The following is a 16188-nucleotide window of genomic DNA, read 5'->3' on the forward strand; positions in this document are numbered from 1 at the left end:
TCCGAAGCGCACGGTCGTTACAAGTCAGCCAGCATCGCCTACGCGGCAATTCTCAGCCACACCTCAACGTCTGCCGCCTCGCCGAGGACACCAGCCGGTTCGTTCTAGCCACCGTTATGGCCGCCATGGTGGGGTTCTCGAACAGTCTCGGCGAGGAAGTCGGTCGTTATGGCATCGGAGTCTCACTCGTCTGCCCTTCGGAGGTCAACACCGACTACTTCGAACGGAACGATGCAGACATGGGGTGGTACCCCCGGATGTCGCAGTGGTTTCCGGTTCTGGAGCCCGAAGACGTCGCTCGACGAACTGTCCGGGCGATACGCACCAACCGGCGTGAGGCCATCTTTCCCTGGGAATGGCGCTGGCCACCTGGCTGCACAAGCGATTCCCGAAGATGGGGATCAGTGTTCTCAAAGCGCTCGGCTTGGCTTGTTCCGTCCACGCGTCATCCCGCCGGGGGAGCTGGCGGGCTTGCGAACAAGGCGAGAATGACAGCGTGGATCTGCACGACGGATTCGGCACGCGAACCCCGGAGCTGGAGCAGGTGGCTCACGGTGAGTCGTACGAAGATCTCGGTGATCGACTCCAGCGCGAATTCGTCGAGATCGGGCTTCCGAGAACGGATCTGATCGGCTACCACCTGCGTCGCCCGCCCGAGGACGACCTCTGAGTCGACGGTGACCAGCGACAGGAGTTCGCCGCCCTGGAGTCTGCCCGAGATGATCGACATCAGAAGCTCGTTGTCCTCACCAAGGGTCAGTGTGCGCTCCGCGGCGGCTGTGAGTCCGTCAACGATGTCCTGTTCGTCCGCGATGCCCTCGACGACCCCGTGGAGGAAGCGGTCTGCCTCGCGTGCGATCAGCGATGCCGCAAGCTGATCCCTGGTCCCGACCTCGTTGTAGAGGGTCGTACGGCTGATTCCGACCTCGCGCGCCACCCGGGACATGTTCACCGCGGACCATCCCCGTTCCACCACGAGATCGCGAGCGGAGTCGAGTATGCGATCGCGCAGCAGGTCGCGTACTTCGTCGTGGAAGCTCGGGGGCGTAGCCATGTGTCCATCATGCCCGAATTGGCATGCAGGCCTAAGGCGCCCGCCTGAGTGTTTGACACATTAGGCAATTATGTGTAGAAACAATACAGTTCATCTCACAGTGTCAACACACTGTGTCCGGCCGCACCGCCCCGCTTGGCCAGGACGGACAGAAGCGGCGACCGGCACACGGTCATCACAGGGACGTGTTCCTGTAGAGGCTCAATCAGCCACGTAATACCCACGCCCACAGACGATTGCGAGCATCCAATGAACGCTGAGGCGAGCGAGAAAGACACCGACTACGACGTCCTGGTGATCGGCTCCGGGTTCGGCGGCAGCGTCACCGCCCTTCGCCTGGCAGAGAAGGGCTACCGGGTCGGCGTTCTCGAAGCCGGCCGCAGATTCGACGATGCGGACTTCGCCAAGACCAGCTGGGACGTTCGACGATTCCTGTGGGCGCCGAAGCTGGGTGCGTACGGGATTCAGCGCATCCACCTACTTCGCGACTGTGTCATCTTGGCCGGGGCGGGAGTCGGGGGGGGCTCTCTCAACTACGCCAACACCCTTTACCAGCCGGGATCAGCATTCTTCGGCGATCCGCAGTGGGCGCACATCACAGACTGGGAAGACGAGCTGACGCCCTACTACGACCAGGCGCGTCGCATGCTGGGCGTGGTCACCAACCCGCACATGACGCCTGCCGACGAGATCATCCGGTCGGTGGCCGACGACATGAGTGTCGGCGACACGTTTGTCCAGACTCCGGTCGGGGTGTACTTCGGCGAGCCCGGTCGTACCGTGTCGGATCCCTACTTCGGTGGGGTCGGACCGGATCGCACCGGCTGCATCGAGTGCGGCGAGTGCATGACAGGTTGCCGTCACGGTGCCAAGAACACGCTGCTCAAGAACTACCTCGGGCTCGCCGAACGCGCTGGAGTGGTGGTGAATCCGCTGACCACCGTCACCGACGTGCGTCAGCGACCCGATGGCTCCTGGACAGTCGACACAGTCAAGACCGGTGCCTGGATTCGTAAGCGCGAGAAGGCGTTCACCGCTCACAATGTCGTCTTCGCGGCGGGTACCTGGGGTACCCAGCAGTTGCTGCACAAGCTCAAGGACTCCGGCCGCCTTCCTGAGCTCTCGACGCGACTGGGCGAGTTGACCAGGACCAACTCCGAGTCGATCCTCGGGGCCACCCGTTACCGCGTCGACGAATCCCTCGACCTCACCAAGGGCGTGGCGATCACGTCGTCGTTCTACCCCACGCCGGACACCCACGTCGAACCCGTCCGATACGGCAAGGGCTCCAACGCGATGGGGTTGTTGCAGGCGCCGATGACCGACGGCGACGGACGGTTGCCGCGATGGCTGCGATTCATCGGCGTCGCGCTCCGGGATCCACTCGCCACAGCACGTGTCCTGGCGGTGAAGGGCTGGAGCGAGCGGACCGTGATCGCACTGGTGATGCAAAACCTCGACAACTCGATCACCACTTTCACAAAGCGCGGTCTGTTCGGTCGCCGGCTCACCAGCAAGCAGGGGCACGGCGAGCCCAATCCCACCTGGATCCCCGCGGGCAACGAAGCCACGCGGCGCATCGCCGAGAAGATCGGCGGCACCTCCGCCGGAACGTGGGGCGAGGTGTTCAACGTGCCGATGACCGCACACTTCCTCGGCGGATGCGTGATCGGGGACGATGAGGACAACGGTGTGATCGACCCATATCACCGCGTGTACGGCTATCCGTCGCTGAGTGTGGTCGACGGTTCGGCCGTGTCCGCGAATCTGGGCGTCAACCCGTCGCTGACCATAGCTGCTCAGGCCGAGCGGGCCGCCGCGTTGTGGCCGAACAAGGGGGAGAAGGACCTTCGCCCGATCCAGGGTTCGGGTTATCGGCGCATCGAGCCCACCGAACCCCGGTCGCCGATCGTGCCGGTCTCGGCGCCTGGAGCGCTGCGACTGCCCATCATTCCTGTCCGTCGAGTGGCAGACGAGAAGATCTCGCGGGCCGCAACGCGTGAGAGCTCCGACGCCCGATGAGCGCACTCGCCCCCGAAACAGCGCTCCCGGAACGACGCCAATCGTCAACGCTCGCACCGGTTCTCAAGAAGGCGCGCCACGGTACCGAAATGGTCGGCGACTTCTTCCTCACCTTCTGGGGCATCGTCAAGATGCTCCCACGGCGTCCCTTCCAGTGGCGTGAGCTGGTGGCGCAGGCGTGGTTCATCGCGAGCGTATCGATTGTCCCGACCATGCTGATGTCGATCCCGTTCTGCGTCATGGTGGTGTTCCAGATCAACGTTCTGCTGAACGAGATCGGTGCGATCGACCTGTCCGGTGCGGGCGCGGGTGTGGCCGTCATCCGAGAGATCGGACCCATCGTCACGGTTCTCGTCGTCGCGGGCGCAGGTGCCACCGCGATCTGCGCCGATCTCGGTTCGCGCACCATCCGCGAAGAGATCGACGCCATGAAGGTGCTCGGTATCGACCCGATCCAGCGACTCGCAGTTCCGCGCGTGATCGCCTCCTGCGGCGTCGCGGTGTTCCTGAACGGCCTGGTGACCGCCATCGGCCTGGCCGGGGGATACGTGTACGGCGTCTTCCTCCAAGGTGCCACGCCGGGTCAATACATCACCGCGATCCCGATCCTCACCGGAATTCCCGACCTACTCATCAGCGAGCTCAAGGCCGGCATCTTCGGTCTGCTGGCCGCACTGGTGGCCTGCCATCTCGGCTTCAACGCGGGAGGCGGACCGAAGGGTGTCGGCGACGCCGTGAACCAGACCGTTGTCTTCAGCTTTGTGCTGCTGTTCCTCGCGAACGCGGTCATCACCACGCTCGCACTGCACTGAAGGCCTCGACATGACTGCGCGAACACAAGAGCAGGGACCACGTTGACATCGACTCAGATGCCCACCGAACCGTCGCGGCGACTGACCGACCGGTTGGACGCCGGGAAGGCGCTGAAGCCCGCCGAATCCTTCGGAGAGAAACTGGCGTTCTACGGGGTGGCGCTGCGGGCGGTACCCAAGGCGATGACCCACTATCGTCGCGAGACCTTGCGCCTGCTAGCTGAGGTGTCGCTCGGCGCAGGTGCACTCGCCATCATCGGCGGGACCGTCGTGATCATCGGATTCCTCACGGCTGCAGCCGGATACGAGGTCGGTCAACAGGGATCGAGTTCACTGGGGCGCGTCGGTGTGGAAGCGATGTCGGGCTTCATTTCCGCCTTCTTCAACACCCGCGAAGCGATCCCGGTCATTGCTGGCGTCGCACTCACGGCGACGGTGGGCTCCGGTTTCACTGCGCAACTCGGTGCCATGCGCGTGAGCGAGGAGATCGACGCGCTCGAGGTGATGTCGGTTCAGTCGCTGCCCTATCTGGTGTCGACGCGGATCGCGGCGGGACTCGCCGCTGTGGTGCCGCTGTACGCGATCGCCCTCTTCACCGGGTACGCCGCCACCAAGTTCGTGAGCGTGTTCCTGTCGGACCAGTCGCCGGGCACCTACGACCACTACTTCCGGCTGTTCTTGCAGCCCGGTGACATCGCGATCTCACTGTTGAAGGTGATCGTCATGGCGGTCGCCGTGATGGCGGTGCACTGCTACTACGGCTACAACGCCAGCGGTGGACCGGCCGGGGTCGGCGTCGCTGTCGGCCACGCCGTCCGCACGTCACTGATCATCATCATGATGGTCGACTTCATCGTCGGTATCGCCTTGTACGGCGGCGTCCACGCGACTGTGCGGGTGTCGGGATGATCGAACACTCACGCAGACAACACCTGCTGTACGCGTTCGTCGCCTTCGCCGTGGTGGTGGGCGTCGTCGTGGCTGCGCTGATGTCGTACAACGGCAGGTTCCAGGCCACCGGGTCCATCTACCTGAACGCCCCGCGCACGGGGCTGCTGCTGGTGCCTGGATCGGACGTCAAGCTGTACGGCGTAGTGATCGGTCGTGTCGCATCTGTCGACGTGTACGGCGATCACGCTCGCATCGAGCTGGCGGTGGAGGAAGACCAGCTCGGCGATCTGCCGACGAACGTCCGGGCGGAGATGGAGCCGACCACGCTCTTCGGCCGCAAGTACGTCGCGCTGACGATGCCGGAGCAGCCGGCGGCATCGACGTTGAGCGCCGGTGCCACCATCGACACCTCGCAAACGCCGGTCGAGGTCTACGACACTTTCGAGTTGCTTGTCGGAATTCTCGACCGTGTGGACCCGGCGCGGGTGAATGCAACCCTGACCGCTGTGCAGACCGGCACCGTCGATCGGGGCGAGAAGCTCGGCGAGCTGGTCGACTCGGTGAACACCTACCTCGCGACCTTCAACAAGTCACTGCCAACTCTGCAACGGGATCTCGAGCTCGGTGCGGACAATCTCGACACATTCGCCGGACTGTCACCGGACCTGATGGCCACCGTCCGTCACCTCACCACCACCTCGAAGACGATTGTGGAGAACCAGTCGCAGCTGACTGCGTTCCTGTTGAGCTTCACCGAGTTCGGGAACACCGGCAACCGGTTCATGACTAACGCGGGCACGCCACTGGTGAAGGCCGCCGACGCCCTGGCGCCGCCGGCGCAGGTGCTCGGAGACTACGGACCGATCTACCCGTGCTTCCTGGACGGACTGAACACGAGCCGCAAATATCTCGAGCGGGCGTTCGGCGGAGCGAGACCGGGCCTCGACATCGTCGGCACCCTGCTCATCGGCGACCCGCCATACCGACCGGGCATCGACGCGCCCGAACACACGGCAGGAACGGCGGGACCGAGCTGCTACGGCTACCCGCGCGCACCCGGCGAAAAGGGGCCGGGGCACGTCGACTTCGACGACGGCAGTCACGCGTACCGCGATGTGAAGTCGATCGAAGACGTCATCGGAAACCCGTTCGCCTCGATGATCTACGGAATGACGAAATGACAATCACCGGACCGGCCATCAAGCTGGGGATCTTTCTCGCTGTCAGCTCGCTGATCACCTCGGCTCTGTTCGTGATCGTCGGCGACCTGCGTTTCGGTCCGACAACGGTTTTCCGCGCTCAGTTCATGTCCGCATCCGGCCTGCGGACCGGCGACGACGTCAAGGTGGCCGGTGTGGTGGTCGGGAAGGTCACCGATGTGGACATCGTGGACTCCGGTGCGGCTGCGCAGACGGGTCTGGGAGCAGAGGTCCGTATGGACGTCGACTCCCACATCCCGGTGACGACCACCACCAACGCCTACATCAGGTACAAGAACCTGATCGGTGATCGGTACCTCGAGCTGAAGACCGACCCCGGAGACGTGGGTAGGAGGCGGTCAGCCGACAGCGTGATCCCGGTATCGCAGACCAAGCCGGCTCTCGACATGGATGCACTCGTCAACGGGTTCAAACCCCTACTGACCGGGGTGAATCCAGAGCAGACCAACAAGCTGTCCGCTGCGCTGGTCTCGGTACTCAACGGCCGCACAGCCGATATCAGCGATCTGATCACCCAAATGGGTGAACTCGGCGAAACCATCGCCGATCGCGACGCGACGATCGGATCGGTGGTCACCGATCTGAACACCGTGCTCGTAACGGTAGCGGATCGCCGGGAGGCCTTCGGCAGCGTCGTCGTCCAGTTGCAGGAGCTGGTCTCCGAGCTTGCCGGTGATCGCCGGCTGATCGCCGACGGCCTCACGAACATCGCGGGCGCGACCACCGAGCTCGACGAGCTGCTGTCCCGAGCCCGCCCCGATCTCACCTCCGACATCGAGCATCTGCGCGGTCTGGCCCAGAACCTGAACAGCAACACTTCAACGATCAACATGCTGCTCGCGAAGATGCCGGAGGCCTATCGGCTTCTGGGCAGGTCGTCGGGCTACGGCAGTTTTGTGAACTTCTTCGTGTGCGGCCTCGCGATCCGCTATCCGACGCTCGACGGCGGACATGCGGACACACCGATGGTCCAAGTCCCAGCTCGGCGCTGTAAGTGAGGGAGACAACCAGATGAGGTCAAAACATCATGAGATCTGACGACTCCCGCCGTCGAATCCGGGCCGGTCTAATCGGAATCGGCGCGATACTCGCGGTTCTCGCGCTCGCGTTCAACTACCGCTCGATTCCGTTCCTGCCCGGCGTGACCGTCGTGGTCGCCGAGTTCTCCGACGCCAGTGGCCTGAATCCCGACGACGAAGTGCACATCGCCGGCGTGGCCGCGGGGAGTGTGCAGTCGATCGAGCTCGCCGAGGACCACGTCGACGTGACGATGCGGCTCACCGACGGCTGGGAGAAGCTCGGTTCCGAGACCACGGCCTCGATCAAGGTCGAGACCGCGCTCGGGCGTCGCTTCGTCCAACTCACGACCGCCGGCCCCGGCGAGCTCGGCGACCGAATCCCGGTGTCGCGGACAAGTTCCGGCTTCGACCTCACCGAGTCACTCGACCAGCTCACCGAGACCGTCGGAGACACCGACAAGAAGAGCGTCGTCGACGCGGTCGAGAGCCTCGACAAGGTCATGAACGATCTCCCGTCCGACATCGGCGGCTCCCTGGAGAACGTCGCCGCTGCGGCACGGACGGTGTCGTCGCGCGATGCCGGAATCCGGACGCTTCTGCAGAAGGCCGATTCGGTTTCCGACGTGCTGGCCGAGCGAAAGGGCAACATCACCAGGCTCATCGACGACGGGTCGGTGCTGTTCGAGACCCTCGTCGATCGGGCCGAGGTGATCCGCAGGCTGCTCACCAGCCTGCGCGCAGTATCCACCGAGATAGAGACGTTCGTCCATGACACCGGATCGTCCACCCCACAGATGCTCGAGGAGGTCCGTCAGGTGACGGCCACGCTCAACGCCAACTACGCCAACCTCGAAAAGTCGATCAAGGGGATGCGCACATTCGTCATGCAATTCGCCGACGTCCTGGGCAGCGGACCGTTCTTCTCAGTACTGCTCCAGAACATCACGCCGGCCAATCTCCGCGGCCAGCAGCCGGGCAGTCCGGGAGGCGGGCGATGAGCACGTCATCAGCCGTCAACCGACTCGGCGGGCCCGCGGTCATCGCCCTCGTCATCGTCGCCATGGTGGCCGTGACCGCGGCGAAGGTATGGGAGAGCACGCACACCTCACGGGCCACAATCTGGTTCACGGACGGCACCGGGCTGTTCGTCGGCGATCCGGTCAAGATGCGCGGCGTCACCATCGGCACTGTCGAAGCAGTGGAGGCCACACCGGCGAAGGTTCGCGTCGAGGTCTCGTACGACGACTCGGCGTACGTGGACTCCGAGGCACGGGCGGCGATCGTGGCGCCGACCCTCGTCTCCGGTCGGTATGTTCAGTTCGTCAACCCGGTCAAGCGATCGCCGGCTGGTGCGCTGGAAGACGATGCCGTGGTGGAGGTCGGCCGGACCGCGGTCCCGGTCGGGTACGACGAGATCAAGAAGCAGGTGACCGACCTCGCGCACCAACTCGGACCTTCCACCGGCGATGAGAAGGGGGCGCTCAGCCGACTCATCGACACCTCGGCCGGTGCGCTCGACACCAGCGGCGGCTCACTCCGGAAGTCGGTCGATGCGCTCTCCGACGCGATGAGGACGCTCTCCGCGGCCGGCCCCGACCTGTTCAGCACAGTCCGCAATCTCCAGCAGGTCGTCACCGCGCTGCGCACCGCCGACCAGCAGATCGTCGGTTTCGCCTCGCAACTCGACGACGCGTCGGCCGTGCTCGACGACAATCGGACGCAACTCGATGCCGCGATCCGTGCCCTCAACTCGATGGCCCCACGCCTGCGCGACTACTTGAAGCAGAACCAGGGTGCGCTAAGCCGTGACGTCAAGGACCTCACCAGGGTGTCCCGACTGCTCGTCGACAGGCAGGACGATCTGGCTCAGATCCTGCACACGGCGCCGACCGCGCTGTCGAACCTCTACAACATCTACGACCCGGACTCGAACTCACTGACGGCCGGTCTCGCGGTGGCCGACTTCCCGGATCCGGTGTCGCTCATCTGTGCACTGCTGACAACCGTGGACGCTCCCAAGTCGGAATGCCAGAAGGCCGAGACCACCCTGACCCGGGTCATCACGTCCGAGATGGCACGCTCGACCGGTCGCCCCGAGGAGGGAGGACGCTGATGGGACACAAGCGCTTTCACGTCGGCGCGGGACTGATCGCGGCGGCCGTCGCGATGTCGACGGTGGCGGGCTGTCGGTTCGACGGCGCCAACTCGTTGTCACTGCCAGGCGACGCCGTCTCCGGTGACAGCTACAGCATCACCGTCCAGTTAGCCGACGTGCAGAACCTGGTGTCGAACTCCCTGGTCAAGCTCGACAACGCGAATGTCGGGCAGATCCGGTCCATCACAGTGCGCGAGTCGTTCGCCGAAGTGGACGTGGAGCTCTCCGAGGGAGTGGAGATCCCGAACGGTTCGACCGTGAAGCTGGCACAGACCTCGGTGCTGGGCGCGCAGTACCTGGAGTTCATTCCTCCCGCGGAGCAGACGCCGGGCAAGCTGTTGCCCGGCGACACACTCGATGTCAACAGCTCCGCAGCCTATCCGTCGACCGAGTCGGTGCTGGCGGCCTTGTCGCTGATCCTCAACGGCAGTGGCCTCGAACAGCTCCGGTCGATCATGACCGAGCTCAACGACGCCACCGATGGCCGCACAGCCGCTGCCAACCGAGCGATATCTCAACTCAAGACCTTCGTCTCCGGACTACACAAGCAACGTGATGACATCGGCCGCGCCATCGATTCGCTCGGCAAGCTCAGCGCCACGCTGGCCGATCAGAGTTCGACCGTGGCGGAGGGCATCGACAACCTGGAACCCGCCCTGACCGTGCTGGCGGACCAACGCGAGGAGCTGGTCACGATGCTCGATCGCGTAGGAGTGTTCGGCGCAAAGGTGGGCAGCGTGATCGCACGCAGCAACGCCGATCTGAACTCCATTGCCGCGGAACTCCGTCCCGCACTGAAGGGGCTCGAGGAGTCCGGCGACGACCTGGTCGGCTCGCTCATCGTCGGGCTCACCGTTCCGTTCCCGGTGACCGTCATCGACAAGGGAATGAAGGGTGACTACCAGAACCTCTTCCTGACCCTCGACCTGTCGGTGGGCGCCATACGCGACAAGGTGCTCGGCAGTATTCCCAAGGTGGCCCTGGCCAGGATGGCGACCTCGCGGCAAGCCGCGGACCCACTCCGCGCTCCATTCGGACTGCGCACCCCCACAACGGATCACAGCCCATCGAAAAAGACCTCACCGCAGCCCGCCGGGATGGGGGGCCCCCGATGAAACTCACCAGACTGGTGCGATGGCAGCTCGTCGTATTCGCTGTCCTCACCGTGGTCAGCGTAGTCTACGGGACTGTCACCTACGTCGGCATCGGTCGGGTCACCGGCATCGGATCGTATCGCGTGGTCGCCGAGTTCGACACCGCCGGCGGCATTTACGAGACCGGACTGGTGACCTATCGAGGTGTAACCGTGGGACGGGTGGATTCGGTAGACGTCGATCTGGCCGACTTGTCGGCGCCGGTTCGCATCACCCTGCGCATCGATTCGGACAACACGATCCCGCGAAACAGTGCGGCGCACATCAGGAGTCAGTCTGCGGTCGGGGAACAATACGTGGATCTGATTCCCCGCGACAACGGCGGGCCCGCGCTGACGGACGGAGACGTGTTGTCGGCCAAGGGCAATGAGGCGCCCACGCCCACCAAAGACGTCCTGGAGAGGACCATGAACCTCGTTGCGACGATCTCGCCCCAGAATCTGGAGACGACCGTCGACGAGGTGTCCGACGGGCTAGGACAGACCGGTGATCGCCTGGCTCGGTTGATCGACGCATCACAGCGGCTGCTCGAGTTGGCGCAGATCGATATCGGCCCCACCACCCGGCTGATCGACGACGCCGAACCGCTGTTGACCACTGGCAACCGGGTGGCCGCCGACCTGACCTCTGCGGTGGCGAACCTCGCGTCGTTCACCGATCAGCTCGCGCTGAGCGATGAACACTTGCGGACTCTGCTGACCCAGACCCCGTCGGCAGCCGACCAGGTGTCGGCCACCCTGACCGAGCTGACGCCTACGCTGCCGACGCTGCTCGCCGACCTCCAGTCCGTGGGACAGGTGCTGCGCGTCAACGTCCCCAACCTCCGGCACATCCTGACCGTCTATCCGGCGTTCACGTCGGGAACCCTGAACTCGGTCGACGGCTACGCGCTCGGCCAGAGTCCGCAGGCTCCACTCGACATCAAGCTCGGAAACACGCTGAACCCGCCCCCGTGCACCGAGGGATATGGCGGCAGCCGACGTCGTGACGCATCGGACATGCGGACTGTGCCGGTGGTTCCGGACCAGTACTGCGACGCGCGCCCCGACAACCCGAAGGTGGCGCGTGGCGCCCGGAACGTCCCGTGCGCGACCGACCCCCGCGTGAGGACTCCCTTAGTGGCCGATTGCCCCGGGGGACTTCCGTCCACGTGGCCGGAGATGTTGTCGCGTCCGCACTCTATGGGCGACGCCGGCGGTGACCCAGGGGCGAAGAGGGTGCCGAAGCGCTTACGTACAGCGTCGAAGCCGGTGCCGTATTCGGAGACCACCGGAAGGTTCCGAGGGCCCGACGGGGTGACGTACTTCGTGGGAACACCCACCAACTCAGCTTCGGCGAAAGGAAAGGCGACATGGCAGTCGTTACTGATCAAGTAGAGGCCACCGGTCCGGAAGTCGACGACGACGCGGTCGGCCCGGAGAGCGCCGGCGAAGGGGCGGGCACTGCTCCACTCCGGTCCGTGGTCACCGTGTGGGCGCTGGTGGCGGCCCTCGTGGCGGTGCTCGCGCTGCTCGGCGTGAAGGGCACCGATCTCTATCAGGCCAAGCAGGACGAGAAGCGGAACTCTGAGGTACTCGACGTCACCCGCGAGGTGGTCGCCGGACTCGTCAGCCTCGACTACCGCCGGTCGAAGGCCGACCTGGATCGGATCAAGTCCGTCGCCACCGGATCCTTTCAGCAGCAGTTTGAACAGCTGGCGACGTCGTTCGAGCAGGTCCTTTCCTCCGGCGAGGTCCTCTCGACTGGATCGGTCAAGGAGGCGGGGATCATCACCGCCGACGACGACGCCGCGCAGGTCCTGGCCGCGGTCAGCTCGATCGTCAAGAACACCGAGGCACCCGACGGGCAGCAACGCGTCTATCGGATGAAGGTGGATCTGACGGCCGCCGACCATGCGTGGAAGGTCAGCAACGTGGAGTTCGTGTCATGAACGCGGGGAGCGCGGACCAAGAGGCGTCGACCGACGCGAAGGCGGCAGAACCGAGGAGGAAGCCATGAACAAGGTTGTGGAGCAAGATATCTCATCCGAGTTCGCCGAGGCGGAGGTGGATCGCGACGTCGACACCGACGCGGCGCCTACCGACGGCGCCGAGAAGCAGGACAAGGTGCGCGGCGGTCATGTCAAACGACTCGGCCCCGTCGTTGTGAGCTGGCCCGCCAGACTTTCGACAAAGGCGCGTAACGGGTTGGTCAGGGTGCTGGCGGCACTCGTGATCGCCGGCGCCGGTGGACTCGGCTACGTGTGGTTCGCGACGAGCGCGGCGACGACGGAGGCATCGGCGGGGCAGTCCGCGCTTGCATCGGCACGTACCGACATCCCCAAACTGCTCAGTTATGACTACCGAACAGTCGACACCGCGCTGCCCGAAGCTGCCGAGACCATGCTGACCGGCAGGTTCCTCGACGAATACACCCAACTGGGCGAATCAGTTATTCAACCTGCTGCCAAGAAGGAGCAGATCGTCACGAACGCCGAGGTGGTCGACGCCGCACTCGTCGCGTCGGACGCCGATCACGCAACCGTCCTGCTCTTCGTCAACCAGACGACGTCCAAGAAGGACGCTGAGGGGCCGCGACTCGACGGCAGCCGCATTCGCGTCCAGATGGCCAAGGACGGCGATCGCTGGAAGATCTCCGAATTCACACCGGTGTAGCCGCGGAAACCCTGAGCCATCCACACCACACCATGGAGAACAACTCATGACTCTCACCACCGATTTCACCACAGTCGCGGAGCTCGACAGTGCGCTGCTACGACTCAGCGCAGGCGAGCGCCGGTGGGCAGACCTCCCGCTGACCCGGCGCGCCGACCTTCTGCAACAGGTGGCGCACCAGGCGGCCGAGCAGGCATCGGATTGGGTTGAGGCCGCGTGCCGTGCGAAGCGGATCTCGCCCTCATCGCCGCTCGCAGGCGAAGAATGGCTGTCGGGGCCGTACCCGGTCATCACGAACGCTGCCACGCTGGCCCGTTCTCTGCGCGACCTGAGCTGCGGCGACAGTCCCATCGCCCACGTACCGACTTCCGTCGCTCCCGGCGGTCGTGTTGCGCTCGACGTCTTTCCCCATCAGATCTGGGATCGGCTACTGCTGTCGGGCGTCTCGGCCAAGGTCTGGCTGAAGCCGGGGGTGAGTGTCACCCAGGCGCGGTCGGCGGCGGGATTGGCGCAACTCGACCCCGCGACGACGCACGGCATGTCAGTCGTCCTCGGCGCCGGCAACATCACCTCGATCGCCGTGCTGGACACCCTGTACGAGCTGATCGCGCACAATCGCGTCGTGATCCTCAAACTGAACCCCGTCTTGGGCGAGATGTTCGACGCGATCAACGCCGTCCTGCGACCCCTGTCCGAGCGCGGCTTCGTGGAGGTCGTCAGGGGCGGTGTCGAGGTCGGCTCGTATCTCGTCGATCACCCGAATGTGGCGCATGTCCACATCACCGGAAGCTCGGCAAGTCACGACGCCATCGTCTTCGGCACCGGCCCGGAAGGCGAGGCCCGTCGCCGGGCCGGCGTACCGAAGCTCGGCAAGACCATCACCAGTGAACTCGGCGGCGTATCACCCACCGTCGTCGTCCCCACCGGGTGGTCGGCCAAGGACATCCGTTTCCAGGCGGAGCACCTGGCCACCCAGCGTCTGCACAACGGCGGCTACAACTGCATCGCCGCCCAGGTTGCCGTGATCCCGTCCGAGTGGTCCAAGAAAGGGGAGTTCCTCCGGGAACTCCGCGACCAGATCGACAAGGCTCCCGCGCGGCCAGCCTATTACCCCGGAAGCGACCAACGGGTCGCCGCGGCAGCCGACCGGCACGCCACGGCCAACGCACGCGAGAACGGCCGGCTGCTGATCGAGGGGCTCTCACCGGACCAGGTGGCCGAGGCCTTCACCGTGGAGTACTTCTCGCCCGTGCTGGCCGTCGTGGAGATCCCCGGAGACGGGATTGCCTACCTCCGGGCAGCGAGCCGCTTCGTCAATGAGCGGCTCGAGGGCACTCTCGGCGCCAACGTCTTGGTGCACCCGAGATACCGCCGCAAGCTCGGTCGAGAGTTCGAGTGGTTCGTGGAATCGCTCCGCTACGGCACGATTGCGATCAACGCGTGGACGGGGGTCGGTTATCTCACCGCAGCAGCACCATGGGGCGGCTTTCCCGGTGCGACCCTCGTCGATGTCGAGAGCGGAATCGGATTGGTACACAACGCATCACTGGTGGACGACACAGAGCGCACGGTCGTGACCGGCCCGTTCCGCCCGCTGAGCCGATCTCTGATCACCGGCCAGCTGTCGATCACGCCGAAGCCGGCGTGGTTCGTCAGGAACACGCATGCGCACCATGTAGGCCGAAAGATGGTTGCATTCGCGGCAGATCCGAAGGCCACCCGGCTGCCGTCGCTCTTTGCGTCCGCCTTACGCGGCTGACGCACCGCGCGCAGCGAGGTGCCCCGTCACGAAGCGTACGGGGTGTGGTGCGTCCACCTCAGGCCGGCTCGAGCGCCCGCTTGGCCTTCTCCAACGCGGCGAGCGTGCGCAACACGGAGTCGCGCTTCGCGGTCAGGTCGGACACCTTGGCCTTGCCACTCAAGCCGCCATCCTTCTGCGCGACCTGCAGACGTTCCTCGATCTCGGTGAGCTGCGCCAGGAGGCTCTGCGCCCGGCTCATGAGCTCGGCGCGGTCGGGTCGTGAGACGTTCGCCGGCCCGGCGACGCCGGACCTGACATTCTGCGGCTTGGTGGCCACCGCCTTCCCGCCTGCCTTCGTGGGCAGTCGTCGTCGCGGTTCGACGCTTCGCCGCCGGGAAGCAGCAGGGGGAGTCTGCGTGCGCGTCTGGTTGAGCACCGTCCGCGCCTCTCGCCGCGGAACTCCGCGATTTCGTCGGTGGACGAGCACCACACGCAAACACTCGAAGTGGTTTCGGTCACGAACGCATCGGCAGCAGCGGGATTCACGGGGAAAAGAGTACGAAACAAAGTTTTTCACCCGGAAATCGGGTTTCCGGTACACCGTATCCCGCCGCTGACTTGACCCGCCGGACCGTCCCCGACGCGCTGTTCATCGTCGTCGAGCAACTCGGACCCACCCTCGTCGTTGCGGACACGAGCTCGAGCCGGCGGCGGGGCAGTGGCGTTTACCGGCCACCCCCGGCGGGAACCTCATCTGCGTGCGATTACCTTCGGTACAGATGACGACGTGTCGGGCTGGAACAACCGGCCCTGCTCGACGGTGACGACCGTGTACCTGGCCGAGGCATTGCTGGTTGTGGCGGAGGGTCAGCAACCTCCGGGTCTGATGCCGGCCCGGCAGCAGATGGCGGTGTCCCTGGGCTGGCACATCGTCCTTGCGTGTTTCGGGGTGGCGTTCCCGACGATGATCTTCGTGATGCGCCGTCGCGGCATCGTGCGCGACGGCCCTGTCGCAATGGGACTGGCCCGACGGTGGGCCAAGGTGTCGGCAGTGCTGTTCGCGATCGGCGCGGTCTCGGGCACGATCCTCAGCTTCGAGATGGGTCTGCTGTGGCCCGGTTTGATGGGCCGGTTCGGTGACGTGCTGGGATTGCCATTCGCGTTCGAAGGGCTGTCGTTCTTCGTCGAGGCGATCTTCCTCGGGATCTACCTCTACGGCTGGGACCGCATGCCGCCTCGACGCCATCTGCTGATGCTGATTCCGATGGGCATCGCCGGGGTCGTCGGGACGTTCTGCGTGGTCTCGGTCAATGAGGTTCCCCCCGAACCGTAGAGGCATCGATAGTGAGGAGCACGATGCCAGAGAAGCGGAAGAAGTACGACCGGGAGTTTCGTGATGGGGCGGTCCGGATCGTCGAGGAGACAGGTAAGCCGATCGCCCAGGTCGCTCGAGACCTGGGGGTCAA

Annotated in this window: 16 protein-coding genes; 14 read left to right on the forward strand and 2 right to left on the reverse strand. The window is 64.9% G+C overall.

The window, feature by feature from the left end:
- Nucleotides 1-445: 445 nt before the first annotated feature.
- On the reverse strand, nt 446-1054 hold the full coding sequence (locus NWF34_RS24595) for a TetR family transcriptional regulator (RefSeq protein WP_005201328.1): 609 nt from the start codon (nt 1052-1054) through the stop codon (nt 446-448).
- A gap of 249 nt (nt 1055-1303) precedes the next feature.
- Between NWF34_RS24595 and NWF34_RS24600 the strand changes: the two genes are divergently transcribed.
- From NWF34_RS24600 to NWF34_RS24655, 12 genes are all read left to right on the forward strand, one after another.
- Nucleotides 1304-3076: a GMC oxidoreductase gene (locus NWF34_RS24600; protein WP_005201331.1), complete on the forward strand. Its 1773-nt coding sequence runs from the start codon at nt 1304-1306 to the stop codon at nt 3074-3076.
- Nucleotides 3073-3888: an ABC transporter permease gene (locus NWF34_RS24605; protein WP_005201333.1), complete on the forward strand. Its 816-nt coding sequence runs from the start codon at nt 3073-3075 to the stop codon at nt 3886-3888. The genes NWF34_RS24600 and NWF34_RS24605 overlap by 4 nt, the downstream gene beginning before the upstream one ends.
- 57 nt (nt 3889-3945) lie before the next feature.
- Nucleotides 3946-4797 carry an ABC transporter permease gene (locus tag NWF34_RS24610; RefSeq protein ID WP_006369842.1) on the forward strand — a complete coding sequence of 284 codons (852 nt, stop codon included), beginning with the start codon at nt 3946-3948 and terminating at the stop codon, nt 4795-4797.
- Nucleotides 4794-5960, forward strand: coding sequence for an MCE family protein (locus NWF34_RS24615; protein WP_005201337.1), 1167 nt, complete (start codon nt 4794-4796; stop codon nt 5958-5960). Before NWF34_RS24610 ends, NWF34_RS24615 begins: the two co-directional genes overlap by 4 nt.
- Nucleotides 5957-6997, forward strand: coding sequence for an MCE family protein (locus NWF34_RS24620; protein ID WP_005201339.1), 1041 nt, complete (start codon nt 5957-5959; stop codon nt 6995-6997). Before NWF34_RS24615 ends, NWF34_RS24620 begins: the two co-directional genes overlap by 4 nt.
- A 29-nt stretch (nt 6998-7026) precedes the next feature.
- Complete coding sequence (locus tag NWF34_RS24625; protein WP_005201341.1) at nt 7027-8016, forward strand: MCE family protein; 990 nt, start codon at nt 7027-7029, stop codon at nt 8014-8016.
- On the forward strand, nt 8013-9131 hold the full coding sequence (locus tag NWF34_RS24630; RefSeq protein ID WP_005201342.1) for an MCE family protein: 1119 nt from the start codon (nt 8013-8015) through the stop codon (nt 9129-9131). The genes NWF34_RS24625 and NWF34_RS24630 overlap by 4 nt, the downstream gene beginning before the upstream one ends.
- Nucleotides 9131-10288: an MCE family protein gene (locus NWF34_RS24635; RefSeq protein ID WP_006369841.1), complete on the forward strand. Its 1158-nt coding sequence runs from the start codon at nt 9131-9133 to the stop codon at nt 10286-10288. Before NWF34_RS24630 ends, NWF34_RS24635 begins: the two co-directional genes overlap by 1 nt.
- Nucleotides 10285-11703 (forward strand): MCE family protein, encoded by a 1419-nt coding sequence (locus NWF34_RS24640; RefSeq protein WP_005201346.1) that lies wholly within the window; start codon nt 10285-10287, stop codon nt 11701-11703. The genes NWF34_RS24635 and NWF34_RS24640 overlap by 4 nt, the downstream gene beginning before the upstream one ends.
- A complete protein-coding gene (locus NWF34_RS24645; protein WP_005201349.1) occupies nt 11679-12257 on the forward strand; it encodes a hypothetical protein in 579 nt (192 codons plus the stop codon). Before NWF34_RS24640 ends, NWF34_RS24645 begins: the two co-directional genes overlap by 25 nt.
- A 64-nt stretch (nt 12258-12321) precedes the next feature.
- Nucleotides 12322-12981 (forward strand): hypothetical protein, encoded by a 660-nt coding sequence (locus NWF34_RS24650; RefSeq protein WP_005201351.1) that lies wholly within the window; start codon nt 12322-12324, stop codon nt 12979-12981.
- Nucleotides 12982-13027: 46 nt separating this feature from the next.
- Nucleotides 13028-14740, forward strand: coding sequence for an aldehyde dehydrogenase family protein (locus NWF34_RS24655; protein ID WP_006369840.1), 1713 nt, complete (start codon nt 13028-13030; stop codon nt 14738-14740).
- Nucleotides 14741-14798: 58 nt separating this feature from the next.
- Here the strand turns inward: NWF34_RS24655 and NWF34_RS24660 are convergent, their stop codons facing one another.
- A complete protein-coding gene (locus NWF34_RS24660) occupies nt 14799-15059 on the reverse strand; it encodes a hypothetical protein (protein ID WP_010844852.1) in 261 nt (86 codons plus the stop codon).
- Between the two features lie 450 nt (nt 15060-15509).
- Here NWF34_RS24660 and NWF34_RS24665 point away from each other — a divergent pair, with 450 nt between their 5' ends.
- Complete coding sequence (locus tag NWF34_RS24665; protein ID WP_005201356.1) at nt 15510-16055, forward strand: cytochrome ubiquinol oxidase subunit I; 546 nt, start codon at nt 15510-15512, stop codon at nt 16053-16055.
- Nucleotides 16056-16078: 23 nt separating this feature from the next.
- On the forward strand, nt 16079-16188 hold a 110-nt coding region (locus tag NWF34_RS25505), incomplete at its 3' end, for a transposase (RefSeq protein ID WP_375295708.1).

It is taken from the genome of Gordonia sp. GONU (assembly GCF_024733855.1).
GTDB lineage: Bacteria > Actinomycetota > Actinomycetes > Mycobacteriales > Mycobacteriaceae > Gordonia > Gordonia amicalis.

What these genes read in the sequence shown, in the direction of transcription:
- NWF34_RS24605 (WP_005201333.1), top strand. Translation starts at nt 3,073, where the DNA reads ATGAGCGCACTCGCCCCCGAAACAGCGCTCCCGGAACGACGCCAATCG.
- NWF34_RS24595 (WP_005201328.1), bottom strand. Translation starts at nt 1,054, where the DNA reads ATGGCTACGCCCCCGAGCTTCCACGACGAAGTACGCGACCTGCTGCGC.
- NWF34_RS24610 (WP_006369842.1), top strand. Translation starts at nt 3,946, where the DNA reads ATGCCCACCGAACCGTCGCGGCGACTGACCGACCGGTTGGACGCCGGG.
- NWF34_RS24625 (WP_005201341.1), top strand. Translation starts at nt 7,027, where the DNA reads ATGAGATCTGACGACTCCCGCCGTCGAATCCGGGCCGGTCTAATCGGA.
- NWF34_RS24615 (WP_005201337.1), top strand. Translation starts at nt 4,794, where the DNA reads ATGATCGAACACTCACGCAGACAACACCTGCTGTACGCGTTCGTCGCC.
- NWF34_RS24640 (WP_005201346.1), top strand. Translation starts at nt 10,285, where the DNA reads ATGAAACTCACCAGACTGGTGCGATGGCAGCTCGTCGTATTCGCTGTC.
- NWF34_RS24620 (WP_005201339.1), top strand. Translation starts at nt 5,957, where the DNA reads ATGACAATCACCGGACCGGCCATCAAGCTGGGGATCTTTCTCGCTGTC.
- NWF34_RS24600 (WP_005201331.1), top strand. Translation starts at nt 1,304, where the DNA reads ATGAACGCTGAGGCGAGCGAGAAAGACACCGACTACGACGTCCTGGTG.
- NWF34_RS24655 (WP_006369840.1), top strand. Translation starts at nt 13,028, where the DNA reads ATGACTCTCACCACCGATTTCACCACAGTCGCGGAGCTCGACAGTGCG.
- NWF34_RS24635 (WP_006369841.1), top strand. Translation starts at nt 9,131, where the DNA reads ATGGGACACAAGCGCTTTCACGTCGGCGCGGGACTGATCGCGGCGGCC.
- NWF34_RS24645 (WP_005201349.1), top strand. Translation starts at nt 11,679, where the DNA reads ATGGCAGTCGTTACTGATCAAGTAGAGGCCACCGGTCCGGAAGTCGAC.
- NWF34_RS24630 (WP_005201342.1), top strand. Translation starts at nt 8,013, where the DNA reads ATGAGCACGTCATCAGCCGTCAACCGACTCGGCGGGCCCGCGGTCATC.
- NWF34_RS24650 (WP_005201351.1), top strand. Translation starts at nt 12,322, where the DNA reads ATGAACAAGGTTGTGGAGCAAGATATCTCATCCGAGTTCGCCGAGGCG.